This window comes from Pseudomonas salmasensis (assembly GCF_014268375.2).
In the GTDB taxonomy this organism is placed as follows: Bacteria; Pseudomonadota; Gammaproteobacteria; order Pseudomonadales; family Pseudomonadaceae; genus Aquipseudomonas; species Aquipseudomonas salmasensis.
Genome location: NZ_CP077083.1, coordinates 4,344,846 through 4,361,895 on the forward strand (window position 1 = coordinate 4,344,846; position 17,050 = coordinate 4,361,895).

General features: G+C 58.8%; 12 protein-coding genes, 2 tRNA genes and 2 rRNA genes. 10 read left to right on the top strand and 6 right to left on the bottom strand.

Annotated features, from left to right (window positions below; all coding sequences use genetic code 11):
- The first annotated feature begins 59 nt into the window (after positions 1-59).
- The 7 genes from HU731_RS19395 to HU731_RS19425 all read left to right on the top strand — a co-directional run bounded on the left by HU731_RS19395 (position 60) and on the right by HU731_RS19425 (position 7,423).
- A tRNA-Ile gene (locus HU731_RS19395) sits at positions 60-136 on the top strand.
- A 30-nt stretch (positions 137-166) separates the two neighbouring features.
- Positions 167-242, top strand: a tRNA-Ala gene (locus HU731_RS19400).
- 247 nt (positions 243-489) lie between these two features.
- Positions 490-3,381 (top strand): 23S ribosomal RNA (locus HU731_RS19405).
- Between the two features lie 170 nt (positions 3,382-3,551).
- A 5S ribosomal RNA gene (rrf, locus tag HU731_RS19410) occupies positions 3,552-3,667 on the top strand.
- A 190-nt stretch (positions 3,668-3,857) separates the two neighbouring features.
- Positions 3,858-4,517, top strand: a complete 660-nt coding sequence (locus tag HU731_RS19415; RefSeq protein WP_044271246.1) for a paraquat-inducible protein A — start codon at positions 3,858-3,860, stop codon at positions 4,515-4,517.
- Positions 4,504-5,127, top strand: coding sequence for a paraquat-inducible protein A (locus tag HU731_RS19420; RefSeq protein ID WP_186608478.1), 624 nt, complete (start codon positions 4,504-4,506; stop codon positions 5,125-5,127). The genes HU731_RS19415 and HU731_RS19420 overlap by 14 nt, the downstream gene beginning before the upstream one ends.
- Positions 5,120-7,423, top strand: coding sequence for a PqiB family protein (locus HU731_RS19425; RefSeq protein WP_186608477.1), 2,304 nt, complete (start codon positions 5,120-5,122; stop codon positions 7,421-7,423). The genes HU731_RS19420 and HU731_RS19425 overlap by 8 nt, the downstream gene beginning before the upstream one ends.
- A 184-nt stretch (positions 7,424-7,607) precedes the next feature.
- On the opposite strand, the gene mksF is transcribed toward HU731_RS19425, so the two are convergent.
- The 3 genes from mksF to mksB are packed head-to-tail and all read right to left on the bottom strand — an operon-like array spanning position 7,608 to position 12,419.
- A complete protein-coding gene (gene mksF / locus HU731_RS19430) occupies positions 7,608-10,448 on the bottom strand; it encodes an Mks condensin complex protein MksF (RefSeq protein ID WP_186608476.1) in 2,841 nt (946 codons plus the stop codon).
- Positions 10,445-11,152 carry an Mks condensin complex protein MksE gene (gene mksE, locus HU731_RS19435; protein ID WP_003188281.1) on the bottom strand — a complete coding sequence of 236 codons (708 nt, stop codon included), beginning with the start codon at positions 11,150-11,152 and terminating at the stop codon, positions 10,445-10,447. Before mksE ends, mksF begins: the two co-directional genes overlap by 4 nt.
- Entirely contained in the window at positions 11,142-12,419 is a 1,278-nt protein-coding gene (gene mksB, locus HU731_RS19440; protein WP_186608475.1) for an Mks condensin complex protein MksB, read from the bottom strand. Before mksB ends, mksE begins: the two co-directional genes overlap by 11 nt.
- Before the next feature lie 187 nt (positions 12,420-12,606).
- Here mksB and HU731_RS19445 point away from each other — a divergent pair, with 187 nt between their 5' ends.
- Both HU731_RS19445 and rimI read left to right on the top strand, forming a co-directional pair.
- A complete protein-coding gene (locus HU731_RS19445) occupies positions 12,607-13,353 on the top strand; it encodes a flagellar biosynthesis protein FlhF (RefSeq protein ID WP_186608480.1) in 747 nt (248 codons plus the stop codon).
- A complete protein-coding gene (gene rimI / locus HU731_RS19450) occupies positions 13,346-13,798 on the top strand; it encodes a ribosomal protein S18-alanine N-acetyltransferase (protein ID WP_003188286.1) in 453 nt (150 codons plus the stop codon). Before HU731_RS19445 ends, rimI begins: the two co-directional genes overlap by 8 nt.
- A 133-nt stretch (positions 13,799-13,931) precedes the next feature.
- On the opposite strand, the gene HU731_RS19455 is transcribed toward rimI, so the two are convergent.
- Positions 13,932-14,336: a serine kinase/phosphatase gene (locus HU731_RS19455; protein ID WP_186608474.1), complete on the bottom strand. Its 405-nt coding sequence runs from the start codon at positions 14,334-14,336 to the stop codon at positions 13,932-13,934.
- A 139-nt stretch (positions 14,337-14,475) separates the two neighbouring features.
- Here HU731_RS19455 and can point away from each other — a divergent pair, with 139 nt between their 5' ends.
- A complete protein-coding gene (gene can / locus HU731_RS19460) occupies positions 14,476-15,120 on the top strand; it encodes a carbonate dehydratase (protein WP_003188288.1) in 645 nt (214 codons plus the stop codon).
- Here can and HU731_RS19465 read toward each other — a convergent pair.
- Together HU731_RS19465 and HU731_RS19470 are read right to left on the bottom strand one after the other, a co-directional pair.
- Positions 15,117-15,641, bottom strand: a complete 525-nt coding sequence (locus HU731_RS19465) for an SET domain-containing protein-lysine N-methyltransferase (RefSeq protein ID WP_186608473.1) — start codon at positions 15,639-15,641, stop codon at positions 15,117-15,119. The two genes, can and HU731_RS19465, sit on opposite strands and share 4 nt — an antisense overlap.
- Before the next feature lie 135 nt (positions 15,642-15,776).
- Complete coding sequence (locus tag HU731_RS19470) at positions 15,777-16,946, bottom strand: hypothetical protein (RefSeq protein WP_186608472.1); 1,170 nt, start codon at positions 16,944-16,946, stop codon at positions 15,777-15,779.
- Positions 16,947-17,050: the final 104 nt, after the last annotated feature.

Genomic DNA, 17,050 nt, shown 5'->3' on the forward strand with positions numbered 1-17,050 from the left:
AAGTTCCCACACGAATTGCTTGATTCATTGAAGAAGACGAAAAGAAGCAGCCCGAAATTGGGTCTGTAGCTCAGTTGGTTAGAGCGCACCCCTGATAAGGGTGAGGTCGGCAGTTCGAATCTGCCCAGACCCACCAATTTTGTGTGGGAAACGCCTGTAGAAATACGGGGCCATAGCTCAGCTGGGAGAGCGCCTGCCTTGCACGCAGGAGGTCAACGGTTCGATCCCGTTTGGCTCCACCACTACTGCTTCTGTTTGTATAAAGCTTAGAAATGAGCATTCCATTGTTGTGATGGTGAATGTTGATTTCTAGTCTTTGACTAGTTCGTTCTTTAAAAATTTGGGTATGTGATAGAAAGATAGACTGAACGTTACTTTCACTGGTAACGGATCAGGCTAAGGTAAAATTTGTGAGTTCTCTTAACTGAGAAATTCGAATTTTCGGCGAATGTCGTCTTCACAGTATAACCAGATTGCTTGGGGTTATATGGTCAAGTGAAGAAGCGCATACGGTGGATGCCTTGGCAGTCAGAGGCGATGAAAGACGTGGTAGCCTGCGAAAAGCTTCGGGGAGTCGGCAAACAGACTTTGATCCGGAGATGTCTGAATGGGGGAACCCAGCCATCATAAGATGGTTATCTTGTACTGAATACATAGGTGCAAGAGGCGAACCAGGGGAACTGAAACATCTAAGTACCCTGAGGAAAAGAAATCAACCGAGATTCCCTTAGTAGTGGCGAGCGAACGGGGACTAGCCCTTAAGTGGCTTTGAGATTAGCGGAACGCTCTGGAAAGTGCGGCCATAGTGGGTGATAGCCCTGTACGCGAAAATCTCTTAGTCATGAAATCGAGTAGGACGGAGCACGAGAAACTTTGTCTGAATATGGGGGGACCATCCTCCAAGGCTAAATACTACTGACTGACCGATAGTGAACTAGTACCGTGAGGGAAAGGCGAAAAGAACCCCGGAGAGGGGAGTGAAATAGATCCTGAAACCGTATGCGTACAAGCAGTGGGAGCCCACTTTGTTGGGTGACTGCGTACCTTTTGTATAATGGGTCAGCGACTTATTTTCAGTGGCGAGCTTAACCGAATAGGGGAGGCGTAGCGAAAGCGAGTCTTAATAGGGCGTCTAGTCGCTGGGAATAGACCCGAAACCGGGCGATCTATCCATGGGCAGGTTGAAGGTTGGGTAACACTAACTGGAGGACCGAACCGACTACCGTTGAAAAGTTAGCGGATGACCTGTGGATCGGAGTGAAAGGCTAATCAAGCTCGGAGATAGCTGGTTCTCCTCGAAAGCTATTTAGGTAGCGCCTCATGTATCACTGTAGGGGGTAGAGCACTGTTTCGGCTAGGGGGTCATCCCGACTTACCAAACCGATGCAAACTCCGAATACCTACAAGTGCCGAGCATGGGAGACACACGGCGGGTGCTAACGTCCGTCGTGAAAAGGGAAACAACCCAGACCGTCAGCTAAGGTCCCAAAGTTATGGTTAAGTGGGAAACGATGTGGGAAGGCTTAGACAGCTAGGAGGTTGGCTTAGAAGCAGCCACCCTTTAAAGAAAGCGTAATAGCTCACTAGTCGAGTCGGCCTGCGCGGAAGATGTAACGGGGCTCAAACCATACACCGAAGCTACGGGTATCACGTAAGTGATGCGGTAGAGGAGCGTTCTGTAAGCCTGTGAAGGTGAGTTGAGAAGCTTGCTGGAGGTATCAGAAGTGCGAATGCTGACATGAGTAACGATAATGGGTGTGAAAAACACCCACGCCGAAAGACCAAGGTTTCCTGCGCAACGTTAATCGACGCAGGGTTAGTCGGTCCCTAAGGCGAGGCTGAAAAGCGTAGTCGATGGAAAACAGGTTAATATTCCTGTACTTCTGGTTATTGCGATGGAGGGACGGAGAAGGCTAGGCCAGCTTGGCGTTGGTTGTCCAAGTTTAAGGTGGTAGGCTGGAATCTTAGGTAAATCCGGGATTCTAAGGCCGAGAGCTGATGACGAGTTACCTTTTAGGTAACGAAGTGGTTGATGCCATGCTTCCAAGAAAAGCTTCTAAGCTTCAGGTAACCAGGAACCGTACCCCAAACCGACACAGGTGGTTGGGTAGAGAATACCAAGGCGCTTGAGAGAACTCGGGTGAAGGAACTAGGCAAAATGGCACCGTAACTTCGGGAGAAGGTGCGCCGGTGAGGGTGAAGGACTTGCTCCGTAAGCTCATGCCGGTCGAAGATACCAGGCCGCTGCGACTGTTTATTAAAAACACAGCACTCTGCAAACACGAAAGTGGACGTATAGGGTGTGACGCCTGCCCGGTGCCGGAAGGTTAATTGATGGGGTTAGCTAACGCGAAGCTCTTGATCGAAGCCCCGGTAAACGGCGGCCGTAACTATAACGGTCCTAAGGTAGCGAAATTCCTTGTCGGGTAAGTTCCGACCTGCACGAATGGCGTAACGATGGCGGCGCTGTCTCCACCCGAGACTCAGTGAAATTGAAATCGCTGTGAAGATGCAGTGTATCCGCGGCTAGACGGAAAGACCCCGTGAACCTTTACTATAGCTTTGCACTGGACTTTGAATTTGCTTGTGTAGGATAGGTGGGAGGCTTTGAAGCGTGGACGCCAGTCTGCGTGGAGCCATCCTTGAAATACCACCCTGGCAACTTTGAGGTTCTAACTCAGGTCCGTTATCCGGATCGAGGACAGTGTATGGTGGGTAGTTTGACTGGGGCGGTCTCCTCCTAAAGAGTAACGGAGGAGTACGAAGGTGCGCTCAGACCGGTCGGAAATCGGTCGTAGAGTATAAAGGCAAAAGCGCGCTTGACTGCGAGACAGACACGTCGAGCAGGTACGAAAGTAGGTCTTAGTGATCCGGTGGTTCTGTATGGAAGGGCCATCGCTCAACGGATAAAAGGTACTCCGGGGATAACAGGCTGATACCGCCCAAGAGTTCATATCGACGGCGGTGTTTGGCACCTCGATGTCGGCTCATCACATCCTGGGGCTGAAGCCGGTCCCAAGGGTATGGCTGTTCGCCATTTAAAGTGGTACGCGAGCTGGGTTTAGAACGTCGTGAGACAGTTCGGTCCCTATCTGCCGTGGACGTTTGAGATTTGAGAGGGGCTGCTCCTAGTACGAGAGGACCGGAGTGGACGAACCTCTGGTGTTCCGGTTGTCACGCCAGTGGCATTGCCGGGTAGCTATGTTCGGAATAGATAACCGCTGAAAGCATCTAAGCGGGAAACTAGCCTCAAGATGAGATCTCACTGGAACCTTGAGTTCCCTGAAGGGCCGTCGAAGACTACGACGTTGATAGGTTGGGTGTGTAAGCGCTGTGAGGCGTTGAGCTAACCAATACTAATTGCCCGTGAGGCTTGACCATATAACACCCAAGCAATTTGCATGCTCTGAGCTGAAAAGCGAAAGAGACCAGATTGCGGTGTGTGAAGACGAAAATGAACCGAAAGTTCGACGCTCACAAAACACCGAGATCTATCACTTACCCAATTTGCTGAAGCGAGGCCAACTGGCCGCGACTCAGTACCCGAATTTCTTGACGACCATAGAGCATTGGAACCACCTGATCCCATCCCGAACTCAGCAGTGAAACGATGCATCGCCGATGGTAGTGTGGGGTTTCCCCATGTGAGAGTAGGTCATCGTCAAGATTAAATTCCGAAACCCCAATTGCGAAAGCAGTTGGGGTTTTGTTTTGGGTGCTCGAAAAGTGTCCGCCTTGTCCCCGTACACTTATTCCCGCCAACCCCGACCTGACTACCCCGACAAATTTGCACAGTTATTTCTGAGCGACACCACTAGAATAGCCACCTAACCATTTTTAGAGTCAGAGCCCTATCTATGCCCGATCCGGTTGATGCCCTTGAGGTGTCGGATTTACCGCTGGACGACTTGGTGGCATGCCATGAGTGCGACTTGCTGATGCGCAAACCAACGCTCGCCCTCGGCGAAAAAGCCCAATGCCCGCGTTGTGGCTACGAGCTATACGCTCACCGGCACAATGTGGTCGAGCGCAGCCTCGCCTTGGTACTGGCAGCCCTGCTGCTGTACATCCCCGCGAACTTTTTGCCCATCATGCAGCTCAATCTACTCGGGCAGTCTTCAGAGGACACCGTGTGGAGTGGCGTTGTTGGCCTGTTTGATACGGGTATGCAAGGCGTCGCCGCCGTGGTGTTCCTGTGCAGCATGGGCATCCCCTTGCTCAAGCTGCTCTGCCAACTGGCAGTGCTGCTCAGCATTCGCTGGAACATAGGGCGCAATTACGGGCTGCTGCTATACCGCATCTACCACCACATGAAGGACTGGGGGATGTTGGAGGTCTACTTGATGGGGGTGCTGGTGGCGATCGTAAAGCTCGCCGACATGGCCTCCATCACCCTTGGTCTGGGTCTGGTTTGCTTCGTCAGTTTATTAATGGTCCAAGTTCTGCTTGAGGTGGTGATGTCGCCCCATCAGATCTGGCAAGCGCTGTCAGGAGAGGATGACCATGCGGGCGATTGATGCAGGTATTCTGGTTTGTACCGAATGCCATGAGTTGAACAGGCAGGACGCGGATACCGATGAGCAGCTCTGCACCCGTTGCGGCGCGTTGATCCATGCCCGTCGCCCCAATAGCCTCATACGCACCTGGGCGCTGTTGATCACTGCGGCGATCCTGTACATCCCCGCTAACCTGTTGCCCATCATGACGGTCAACTCCCTCGGCCAAGGCGACCCCAGCACTATCATGTCGGGTGTCATCCAGCTGGTGCAGCACGGGATGTTCCCGATCGCCGCCGTGGTGTTCATCGCCAGTATCCTGGTACCGACCTTCAAGTTGGTCGGCATTGGCCTACTGCTGTTCTCGGTGCAGCGTCACCAACCGCTGTCCGCGCAACAACGCATTGTGATGTATCGCTTTATCGAGTTCATTGGGCGTTGGTCCATGCTGGATATCTTCGTGATCGCCATCCTGGTGGCGGTCGTTAACTTTGGGCGACTCGCCAGCGTCGAGGCCAACCTCGGTGCTGCAGCGTTCGCCAGTGTGGTGATCTTGACGATGCTTGCCGCAGTAACTTTCGATCCCCGACTGATTTGGGATAACACGGAGTCGGACGACGACCATGAGTGATTTGCCTAAAGCTAAAACCCGCCCAGCTTCTAACTGGTCGGCCATTTGGGTGTTACCCCTGATTGCCCTGATCATCGGTGGCTGGCTGGGGTGGCGTGCCTATTCCCAGCAAGGTATCGAGATTCAAGTTCGCTTTGAGAGCGGCGAAGGCATTCAGGTCAACAAGACCGAGGTGGTCTACAAAGGCATGACCGTGGGCAAGGTCAAAACCCTGGCCCTGGATGACGAGGGCAGCAATCGCGGGGTGATCGCCACCATCGAGATGAACAAGGACGTGGAGCAGTACCTCAAGACCAACACCCGCTTCTGGTTGGTCAAGCCCAGCGTCAGCCTTGCTGGCATCACCGGCCTGGAAACCCTGGTCTCGGGTAACTATATCGCCGCCAGCCCCGGTGATGGCGAGCCCACGCGCAAGTTCAAGGCGCTCTCCGAAGAGCCGCCGTTATCCGACGCCAAGCCCGGCTTGCACCTGACCCTCAAGGCCGATCGCCTGGGCTCGCTGGACCGTGGCAGCCCGGTGTTCTACAAGCAGATTCAGGTTGGCCAGGTTAAAAGCTACCTGCTGTCTGAAGACCAGAGCACCGTCGAGATCAAGGTCTATATCGAACCGACCTACGCCAACCTGGTGCGCAAACACACGCGTTTCTGGAACGCCAGCGGCATCAGTATCGACGCCAACCTTTCCGGTTTGAAAGTGCGCAGCGAATCCCTCTCCAGCATTGTCGCCGGGGGTATCGCCTTCGCCACGCCGGAAAACCGTAAAGACAGCCCGCCCACCGACCCGAGCCTGCCTTTCCGTCTATACGAAGATTTTGACGCAGCCGCAGCGGGCATCAAGGTCAAGGTCAAACTCACCGACTTTGAAGGCCTGCAGGCCGGGCGTACGCCGGTCATGTACAAAGGCATCCAGGTCGGCAGCCTGAAAACCCTGAAGATCGACCCGGACCTGTCCAGCGCCAGCGCCGAGCTGACCCTCGACCCATTGGCTGAAGACTACCTGGTCGAAGACACGCAATTCTGGGTGGTCAAACCGTCCATCTCCCTGGCCGGCATCACCGGCCTGGAGGCCTTGGTCAAGGGCAACTACATCGCGATTCGCCCAGGCGACAAAGGCACCCCGCCACAACGCGAATACGTAGCCCGCGCCAAGGCCCCGCCTTTGGACCTGCGTTCCCCGGGGCTGCACATGGTGCTGCTCACCGACAGCCTGGGCTCGTTGGATGTCGGCAGCCCGATCCTGTACAAGCAGGTCAAAGTCGGTTCGGTGCAGAGCTACCAGTTTTCGCGCAAGAAAAAACAACTGGTGATCGGCGTTCATATCGAGAAGGAATACGAAAGCCTGGTCAACGGCTCGACGCGCTTCTGGAATGCCAGCGGCGTCACCCTCACGGGCGGGCTCACCGGCGGTATCCAGGTCAAAAGCGAATCCCTGGCCAGCCTGATGGCCGGTGGTATCGCCTTCGAAACGCCGGAGCCGAACGTGCCATTGAAACATCGCATCCCGCGCTTCCGCCTGTATGCCGACCGTGATGCCGCCAACCAGCACGGCACTCTGGTGACCATCAAAGTCGAGCGCGCCGACGGCCTGAGCGCCGGCACACCGGTGCGCTTCAAGGGGCTGGATGTGGGCAAGATCGAGAGTGTCGACCTCAGTTCTGACATGCAGTCGGTGCTGCTCAAGGCGCGTATCACCCAGGTCGCGGACCGCATCGCGCGTACGGGCAGTCAGTTCTGGGTGGTCAAGCCGGAACTGGGGCTGATGAAGACGGCTAACCTGGAAACCCTGGTCACCGGCCAATACATCGAAGTGCAACCGGCCGCGAAAAACGCCGGCCCGCAGAAGAGCTTTGTCGCCCTGGCCCAGCCGCCCGAAGCGGTGCATCAGGAAGCTGGCCTGAGCCTCACACTCAGCGCCGCCCGCCGTGGTTCGTTGAAGGAAGGGGTACCGGTCACCTACCGTGAAGTGACGGTCGGCAAAGTCATCGGCTATGAGCTCGGCCAGACCGCTGACCGTGTGCTGGTGCACATCCTGATCGAGCCCAAGTACGCGCCGCTGGTACGCAGTGGCAGCCGTTTCTGGAACACCAGCGGCTTTGGCCTCGACTTCGGCTTGTTCAAGGGTGCGACCGTGCGGACCGAGTCCCTGGAGACATTGGTGGCCGGCGGGATCGCCTTTGCCACGCCGGATGGCGAGCGCATGGGTAACCCGGCGCGACCGCAGCAGACGTTCCCGTTGTTCGACAAGTTTGAGGATGAATGGCTGATCTGGGCGCCCAAGATTCCACTCGGTAAATAAACCGAGGCGCGGCCTTCGCGAGCAAGCCCGCTCCCACATTCGATCGCATCCCTACAGGGAAACTCGGTCTACTGTGGGAGCGGGCTTGCCCGCGAAGAGGCCCGCCAAAACACCACAAAAACCAAACCGAAAAAAAGGCCGCGATCCAAAAGATCGCGGCCTTTTTGCCTTTTAGCGCAACAGGTCAGACCTCATCCAGCTCCGGCTCGTCCGCCTTCACATTCATCGTCGCTTTCACCACATCATGGCGACGGATGTACTTCCAGTCCGCCTCATCAATGTAGATCCCGTTCGGCCCGCTGCCGCCTTCCAGGTCGATCGCCACCTGGGCGGACACCTGCGGCTTCACACTCGCCAGGATCGGCACAAAGCCCAATTGCAGGCTGGTTTCCAACAGCGCTGCCTGGTTCTTCTCATCGATGTCTGCCGCTTCATCCAGGTAGTACGGCAAGCGCACGCGACCGGCCTGGTCGCGGTCCATCAGGTGCAGCAACAGGTACATGTTGGTCAGCGCCTTGATGGTCATGGTGGTGCCGTTGGACGCAGCGCCGTCGATGTCGGTATGGATCACCGGCTGGCCGTGAACCTTAGTGATTTCGAACGCCAACTCGAACAAGTCCTTGAGGCCCAACTGGTTATGGTTGGCGGCTACCAGGCGAGCCAGGTATTCCTTGGCTTCTTCGTTCTTGTTGTCTTGTTCGGCGCTCTGGCTGAGGTCGAACACCGACAGGGTCTCGCCTTCTTCATACTGACCGGCACTGTGGATGATCTGGTCGATATGCTTGAGCGCTTCCTTGTTCGGCGCCAGCACGATGCGAAAGCTTTGCAGGTTGGAGACCTGGCGCTTGTTGATCTCGCGGTTGAACAGCGCCAACTGGTGTTCCAGGCTGTCGTAGTCGCTGCGGATGTTGCGCAGGGTACGGGCGATATCGGTGACCGCTGCACGGCGCGCCTTGCCGAGGGTCAGCGCCTCGTCGGTACGGTGCGCGTAGGCGTTGATCAGCAGTTGCAGGCGACGCTCGACATCATCCTCACTGTCGAACTTGGCCACACCCTTGAGGCGCACCTGGGCGTACAGCGCTTCGATCTGGCCATCGGCGCGCAGCAAGCCCTGCCAGCTGTCCTGATAGTCATTGAGCAGCGGCAACAGGTTGTCCATGGAGTCGTCGACCGGGTCCATGAACGGCGTGCCGAACGGCAGGTCCGCCGGCAACAGCTGACGACGGCGCAACGCGTCATCCAGCGTGCGCTGCTTGGCTTCCATGTCGCCGATCTGGCGACCGACCAATTGCAGCTTGGCCGACAGTTGCTGGACGCGTTCGGTAAAGGCATCGCTGGAACGCTTCAACTCGTCCTGGGCGGCTTCCATCTGCGCCAGGTTTTCCAGTTTCTCGCCTTCTTCGGCGCTCAGGGTCTGGGTGCGGCGGAAGTCTTCCAGGGCCTTCTGGGCATCCAGTACCTGCTGGTACAGCGCTTCGGTCTGGGTCTTGCTTGCGGCGCGGTCGGACGCCACGGCCTGCTGGGTTTTCAGTTGCTTGAGTTCTTTTTCCAGGCGCTCTTTCTGGTCACGCAACGCGACACGGTCTGCCAGGGCCTGCAAGGCCGGCGGCTCGATGTGCGAGATGTCGATGGACAGCCCCGGCACTTCAAAGCGCTCGCCCTTGAAGCCATCGAGGATCTGCTCCAGGGATTTGACCCACTGGCCGCCTTCGTCCAGCGTGATGCCATGTTCGCCCAGTGGCAGGCTGAACAACGAGCTATTGAACAGGCGCATCAGGCGCTCGACATCCTGCTGCGAGAACTCTTCGCGCAGCTTGGCGTAGCTGTTGTTGTCCGCGTGATCGAGCTGCTGCTTGACCGACTTCAAGCGCTTTTCCAGGTCGCGCAGACGCTCTTCCAAGTCTTCGGCGCTGAACTGTCGCGACTGCGCCAAGGCGCCCGCCAGTTCATCGTGAGCGTCCTTGGCGGCGAGCAGTTGCTGCTCCAGCATCTTGACGTCATCCACCAGGGCAAAGCGGTGCTTGAGCACCGACAACTCGCCCAACCAACGCTGGATGCCGCTGATTTCCCGCTCCAGGCGCATCAGCTCCTGGGTGCCGCCGCGCTGGTCGTTCTGCAGCGCGTCCTGCTCGTTGCGGTAGTGTTCGGCCTGGATGGTCAGCTCTTCCTTGCGCGCACTGGCGTAGTCCGACCAGGTGCCCAGCAACGAGTCAAGCAGCGGCGACAGGCGATGCAGTTTGCCGCGCAGGGCGTCGCGCTGTTTCACGCCATTGGCCAAGGCTTCAACCAAGGGGCCGGCTGCCACCAGCGAGTTGTAGTCCTGCTCCATGCGTCGCACATCGCGGAAGGCTTCTTCACAGGCCGCGATGTAGTCGACACTGCCCGAACGCAGGCTGTGTTCGAAGGCATCGAGGAACAGCTGCTTGAGCTTGGCCGCGGTGATTTCGCGCATGTGCAGCAGGTTGATAAACAGCGCGCGGAACGTCTTCAGGCTCTGCTCGCTGGTGGAACGCAGCGGAATCAGGGTCAGGTCCAGGGGGATCGACGTATGCCCGCCCACCAGCAAGCGCCGCAGTTCATCGGGCTTGAGTTCGTAGGCTTTCAGGCCCTCGCGCTCAAGGTTGGTGAACAGCTCTTTCTGGCGCAGGCAGGTGTCGTTTTTCTGGTAGTGGGCCAGGTCCAGCTTGCCGGCGTAGGCAAAGAACTGGTGACCAAAGCCACCGCCCGGGCCGCGACCGACCACGCCGATGACGTGCGGGCCGTGGGGCAGGGAGACTTCTACCAGGATGTAGCTGGTGTCGGTGGCGAAGTAGAAGCGCCGCGATTGTTCCAGGGTGTACTTGCCGAAGCTCATGTCCGACATGCGTGCCAGGATCGGGAACTGCAAGGCGTTGATCGAGGCGGATTTACCCAGGTTGTTGGCGCCGTACACCGACAGCGGTTCTTCCAGCGGGAACAAGCCCAGGCTGTAACCGGCGGTGTTCAATAGGGCGAAGCGGCGGATGCCGTAGCGTTCCTTACTCATGCGTCGGTCTCCTGTTCTTCGGCAATGGCACGGGCCAGGGCATCTTCTTCGCTTTCTTCGGTGAAGGCGCTCAGATCCAGCGGGTCGTCGGTCTTCAGCAGTTTTTCATCGCTGTCTTCGTCGATGATCACCGGGGCCGGCAGCGGCAATACGCTGTGTACGCTGGCGGCAAGGTCGCGGTCTTGCTGCACCGACAGGCACACATCCAGGAAGCGGTGCATCGGCGGCAGGAAGCGGTAGATACCGTTGTCTTCGCTGGCAAAACCCAGTTGGGTCATGCGGCGCATGATTTTTTCTTCGAGCTCTTCCTGGGTTTGCACCTCGGCCTGGATAAACAGGTCGCGGTATTTCTCCAGCAACGAAGGCAACTCATCGCGGCCCAGGCTGCCGCCGTCGAGCACGGCAATCGGGTCACGGCCCTGGTCGGCCAGGTGTTCGACGATGATGAAGGTAAACAGGGCCAGGCGCTGGGCGGTCTTGTTCACCTGCGCGGCAGCCACGGCAGTGTCCGGCACGAAGTAATAGAAACCGCGGGTATCGCACACCAGCTCAAAGCCCAGGGCCTTGAACAGCGTGCGGTACTGGTCCTGGAAGTTCGACAATTGCGCGTACAGCTCCGGGTCGCGGCGGCTGACGTGGTAGCCCTTGAACAGCTCGCGAAAGATCGGCGCCAGTTGGGACAGTTCGGATAGATCAAGATGCATAAGGCGTGCTCGCAGAATTCTCGGTGGCATCAGCGCCGGCCGGGAGCAGGGCGAAGGAGCGCAGGCTGACCTGGTGCTCGTGTGTGTGGTAATCGCGACGTTCCAGGCGCTCGCGCTTGAAGCGTTTTTCCCGGGACAGGCGCGAGAACCAGTACAGCAATTCATCGGTGGCGCCGTCCGGCTCCTGCTCCAGCAGCCAGGTCATCAGGTCGGGCATCGGCAGCGCGTCTTCGCAGCGTTCGAGCATTTCCTTGACCGTACGCGGTGCGCGCTGGGCTTCGCCTTTGTGCGACTTGTGCGCCTTGGGGAAACGCGCAGGTTTGGGTTCGAAATTGGCCAGGGCATACACATAGGCCTCGACCTGACTGGCACTGCCCAGGAAGGTGCTTTGCGGCCGGGTGAACATCGGCATCGCCGCTTGCGGCACCGCGTCCAGGCCTTTGCGGCGAATCGCCGACAGGGCCAGCGCCGCGCCACGAGTCACGGCGTTATGCCGGCGTGCTTCTTCACGCAGCGGCAGCAGCAACTCCCGCGCATGGCGCAAGGTCAGCTGGGCGCTGGTTTGCATCTCGAGGATGCGCGCATGGGTGCGCAGCAGCATGTCGTCATCCACCAGGTGGCCAAGACGCTGTTGCTCGGTGAGCATGCGCAGCAGCACGTTTTCCACCTTGCGCACACCTTGCTCGAAGGCGCCGTCGGCGTTCACCAGCTGGATCATCGGCTCGACGTATTCGTCCCAGGTCGCCAATACTTCGGCGTAACGCTGGCGCAACGGGATCTGCCGGTCGCTGGTCTTGGCGCGGTCGGCCACGGCGGCGAGGGCTTGTTCATCGTTGGCGAGCTTTTTGAGCACATCGCGCACGCGCATATCCAACAGGCGCAGTTGCCGGGCCAGGTCGTGGCCGTCGCGGATGTCGAAGGCGTCCTGGATGTAACCGGCCAGGCGCTCCAGGTGGCGCAGGTAGGCTTCGATTTCCAGGCACAGGCCAAGCCGGTGCTCCTTGCGAAGATAGGCGAGGAAGTCGTGGATCTGCGCGTTGAGCTCGAAACGGTTCGGGCTCTTGGCGACAGGCACCAGGATATCCAGGCGAATCCACACGTCCAGCAGGCTGGTGATGTCCTGGGGCGTGCTGTCCAGTTGTTGGGCGGCCAACTGCGCGCGCAGCTCGGCCAGGCTCAGGGTGCCTTGGTCGAAGTGTTCGCACAGAGGCTCAAGTAAGGCCCAGTGTTCGGCGAGGGCGCGCAGGACGCGCTTGGGTTCGATCATGGGAATGGCCGGCTGGTTGGCGATTAAAAGTCGCGATTGTACTGCATCACGCGCGGGATTTATCCACAGCCGGTCAGTGCGCAGTGGGCGATTGTGGCTGAACAGCGGTAGAATCCCCGCTCTTTACTTATCCACAAGTGGCCGAGCTGTGCTTATCGAGTCCCGACGTCGCGCTTACTTGACCGCCATGCAGGTGGTCAACTGGCTGCCCCGCACCGAACTGCCGTTTGCCGCGCCGTCGCGGCCCGAGTTGTTGCAGGCGCTTGAGCCCTATGAGGCGTTCGAGTCGTCGGGAGAAGAGGCGGCCGCGCCCGTGGCGGTGGTCAAACCCACCCCTGAGACGCGCCCGGCGGTCGAGCGGGCCAAGATCGAAGTGCCGCGCCCAGCGCCGGTGACCAAGGCTGCCAAGGTGGCTGAAGAGGCTGTGCCGGTGGCGAAGGCACCGGTGGTGCCGCCGCCACGCTTTGCCCTGCAATTGCTGCGGGCCGGGCGTTGCCTGTTGCTGGTGGAACTGCCGACCGGCGAACGTTTCCAGTCCCGTGACCCGGCCTACCTGTTGCTCAAGGACATGCTGCGCGCCGCCGGCCTGCCCGACAGCCCGCAAATCGTCGGTGAGCCGGTGCGCTGGCCGCTGCTGGTGCGCGGCACCATGGACCAGGGCCCCGAGGCTGCGCGAGATTTCGTCCAGGGGTTTGTCTCGGCGCGCCTGGAAGACGAGCCCTGCGTGTGCCTGTGGCTGATCGGCCTGCCCGCCGTGCGCTTTGCCGGTGAAGCCAACGCCGAGGCCTGGTACCGCGAGCTGCAGGTTGAAGGCCTGGGTTCGGTGTGGGCCCTGCCGGGCCTGGAATTATTAATGGAAGAGCCACAGCGTAAGGCTGATGTCTGGCAAGCCATGCGCCGGCTGATGGCGCGCTGGAAAACAACTGATGAGTGAGGCTTTATCCTTTCGCCCGATGACCGAGGCCGACCTCGACGCCGTGCTGAAAATCGAATACGCGGCGTTCAGCCACCCCTGGACCCGCGGGATTTTCCTCGACGGGCTGGGCAAGTACCAGATCTGGCTGATGTTCGAAGGCGAGCAGCAAGTGGGGCATGGGGTGGTGCAGATCATCCTCGATGAAGCGCACTTGCTGAACATTACCGTGAAACCGGAAAACCAGGGCCGTGGCCTGGGCCTGGCGCTGCTGGAGCACTTGATGTCCCGTGCCTATGCGGCCAATGCCCGGGAATGCTTCCTGGAGGTGCGTGACAGCAATACCGGCGCGTTTCGCTTGTATGAGCGTTATGGCTTCAACGAAATTGGCCGTCGCCGGGATTACTACCCGGCAGTCGGTGGCCGCGAAGACGCGGTTGTGATGGCCTGCACCCTCGTCGACTGAACAACCGTGAGCTGTAGGAGCGAGCTTGCTCGCGAAAAACGTCAACGATAACGCGTGCTTCCTGGATGAGCGCGGCACCTGTGGGCTTTTCGCGAGCAAGCTCGCTCCTACACCTACATAGAGTGATGATCGATCAGCGCTTGCGGTTCAGCGGGTCCAGATCCGCCAGTTCCGCCTCATCCAACCCATTCCCGCCACCAATGTCATTTTCTTCCACGACGCTCAAGTCATAGTCGGCGGCATTGTCTTCGCCTTCCTCCTGCGCATCCCGTGCGCCATCCTCACGGATCAGCGTTTCCGGGCTCATATCGTCATCGGTAGCTTCATGATCATCCGTCGAAGCCCCGGTCAGCCCGGCTTCGCGCACCCGTTCGTCGGGCATTAGATGCTCGCGCTCGCCACGCGGGATTTCATCGCCGATTTCCGCAGTCTGGTCTTGCTCGTCAAAATCCAGCTCGCGCATTGAACCCATGCGGTCTTCGTTGTCATCGATCGGTTCCGGCTGGGTTGCGCCGTAGGGACGTCGTGATTCAGTCATGGCCAATCCTCATACTGTGGGGCTTATAGTGTGTGGACAGGCACGGCAGCCAAAAAATTCAAGCTAATTAGCGCTTGGCGTGACCCGGACGAAGGCTTGTCAGTCACAAAACTGCGCATCATTCCTGAGGCTTTCCCTGATGAACGAACTACAAGACCTGCTTGATAACAACGAACGCTGGGCAGACGCGATCAAACAGGAAGATCCCGAATTCTTCGCCAAGCTCGCCCGCCAGCAAACCCCGGAATACCTGTGGATCGGCTGTTCCGATGCGCGTGTACCGGCCAACGAGATCGTCGGCATGTTGCCCGGTGATCTGTTCGTGCATCGCAACGTAGCCAACGTGGTGCTGCACACCGACCTTAACTGCCTGTCGGTGATCCAGTACGCGGTGGATGTGCTCAAGGTCAAACACATCCTCGTCACCGGCCACTACGGCTGTGGCGGCGTGCGTGCGTCGATGCAGGACCGCCAGTTCGGCCTGATCGACGGCTGGCTGCGCACCATTCGCGACCTTTACTACGAAAATCGCGATGTGCTGGCCCAGTTGCCGACTGAAGAAGAGCGCGTAGACCGCATGTGCGAGCTCAACGTGATCCAGCAGGTGGCCAACGTCGGCCACACCAGCATTGTGCAAAACGCCTGGCACCGTGGGCAGAGCCTGTCGATCCATGGCTGCATCTATGGCATCAAGGACGGCCGCTGGAAGAGTTTGAACACCACCATCAGTGGCTTCGAGCAACTGCCGCCGCAATACCGCCTGCGCCCGTTGGGCGAAGCCTAAGGTCGCTTGTGCTCGCGCCACCAGGCCATAAAGGCCTGGCCTTCGGCGTTCAGCGGCTCCTTGCTGCCGGTGATCCAGCCCCGGCAGTTCAGCTCGCCGCAATGGCAAGCGAACTGCCGGGTCAGTGTGTCTTCGGTGGTGGCGTAATCCAGGGTCAGCAGGCTGCCGGCGCCAATGGGTTGCACCGTCCATAGCTCCAGGTACGTGGTGTCCAGAAACACGTTCGGGTTGCAGGAGTGCTGTAACAGGCCGCAGAACCAGCAATCGTACAAGTGGATGCGGGGTGACAGTTGCAGCGTGTGCGGGCGACGTTCGCTCACGGCATATCCGGAAACCTGGGCAATGCGCATGCGACTCTCAAAGGCCACGCGCGCCGTGACCCTGGCCGAGATTCCCTCAGCATCCTGCTTGACCTCAAAGTGCTCGGTCGAGGGGTAACCCTGTTCCACGAGCAGCGTCTTGAAGGGATAGAGGCAGTCATTCACAGCCGTTTTAGCCTTATCCATGGCTCGAGTTTTCATCACTCTCCTGAGCGGGGCTGCATGGACCTGCGGGTGTGACGGCCAGTCTTGCAGCAAATGGGCGCGGCCCCAGATTCGCCGAAGTGGGATCCGATTTCTACTGTCAAAGTTGACAGTAGAAACGGTTTATTCGTCTTAAAGCGCAGGGGCTGTGACGGTGGGCGCGGGGGCGGCATTTCTCAGCTGTTTCAACTGTGCCTTGATGGGCGCAGTGGCGCACTTGGCGTTGGCCTGCTCGGGCGTCAGGTGGCGCACGGAGGTGTAGAACAGCTCACACGTCTGTTCCTTGCGCGTGACCTGCCAAGTATTCAAGCAGGCCTTGAGTAACACATTCGCATCGCTGGCCGGTTTTTGGCCCATGCCGGCTTGCCAGCAGGCGGCGCTCAAGTCCTGGCCCATCACTTTCAAACCGGCGTCATCGGCCTTTTGTTCGTCACCGTCATAGCTGTCGGGGCTGGCCGCATACCAGATGTAGCTTGGGTGGTTGGCGCCCAATACCGAGACGGTTTTGCCGGGCTCCGGGCTGATCTGTGCCAGGCTCAGCACTCCCACGGTTTGCCCGTACAGTTGCTTGATCCAACTGCGCACCGGCGCGCCGAAGGCCACCATCGGCAATGCGCCGCCAGGGCGCAGGCTCAGTTCCTTGACCATGCGGGTCTGGTAGTCGGTGAAATACCCATAAACGGTTTCCAGGTCTTTGCCGGCATTGGAGGGCGCAGCGATGGGGGCGATATCGATGATGGTCTGGTACGCCGGCGTTTCCGTGGCCGGTACGCCATTTTCGCTTAGCAAGGTGGCCCAGCGGTCGGTGGTGGCCGATTCCAGGTAATCCTGGGCCTGGGTCAGCGAGTAATCTGGAGGGAAGTGCAACAGCTCGATGCTTTTGCGGTTTTCCAGGGCCATGCCCAACGGCAGGAACAGGTACCAGTTGTAGGCCCATTTGCCATCGCTGTTGAGCCGGCTGGCGCCTCGGTATGCCAGGTCGGCGGTATTGAGCAGCGTGGTCAGTGGCTGGCCGTAACCGTCTGGCACGCCGCTGAAGGTCGCCGTGACCTGGCCGTCGTGGGTTTTCACACTGACCTTGGCCCGGCTGTAACCGTCACGTTGCAGGCTCTGGTTCAAATAGTGTTCGGCGGTCTGCTCCAGTGACCATGGCCGAAAGCAGATCACATTGCAGTTATTGGGGTACGCGAACAACTGGGTGACGCGCTGCGTGCTGCCCAGTGGCACCTCGATGTCGGCCTGTACGACCGCACTCGCCAGCAGTGCGGCAAGGGTGAAGGACAGCCTGGTCGGTTTAAACATAGTCAATTCCTTGTCAGCGAAACCCGTCTGCGCGGGATGGAAGCCCACCTGCACACAGTAGCGGCTGACCAGGGAAATCGCGTGTTAAATCGCCCGGCATGTCG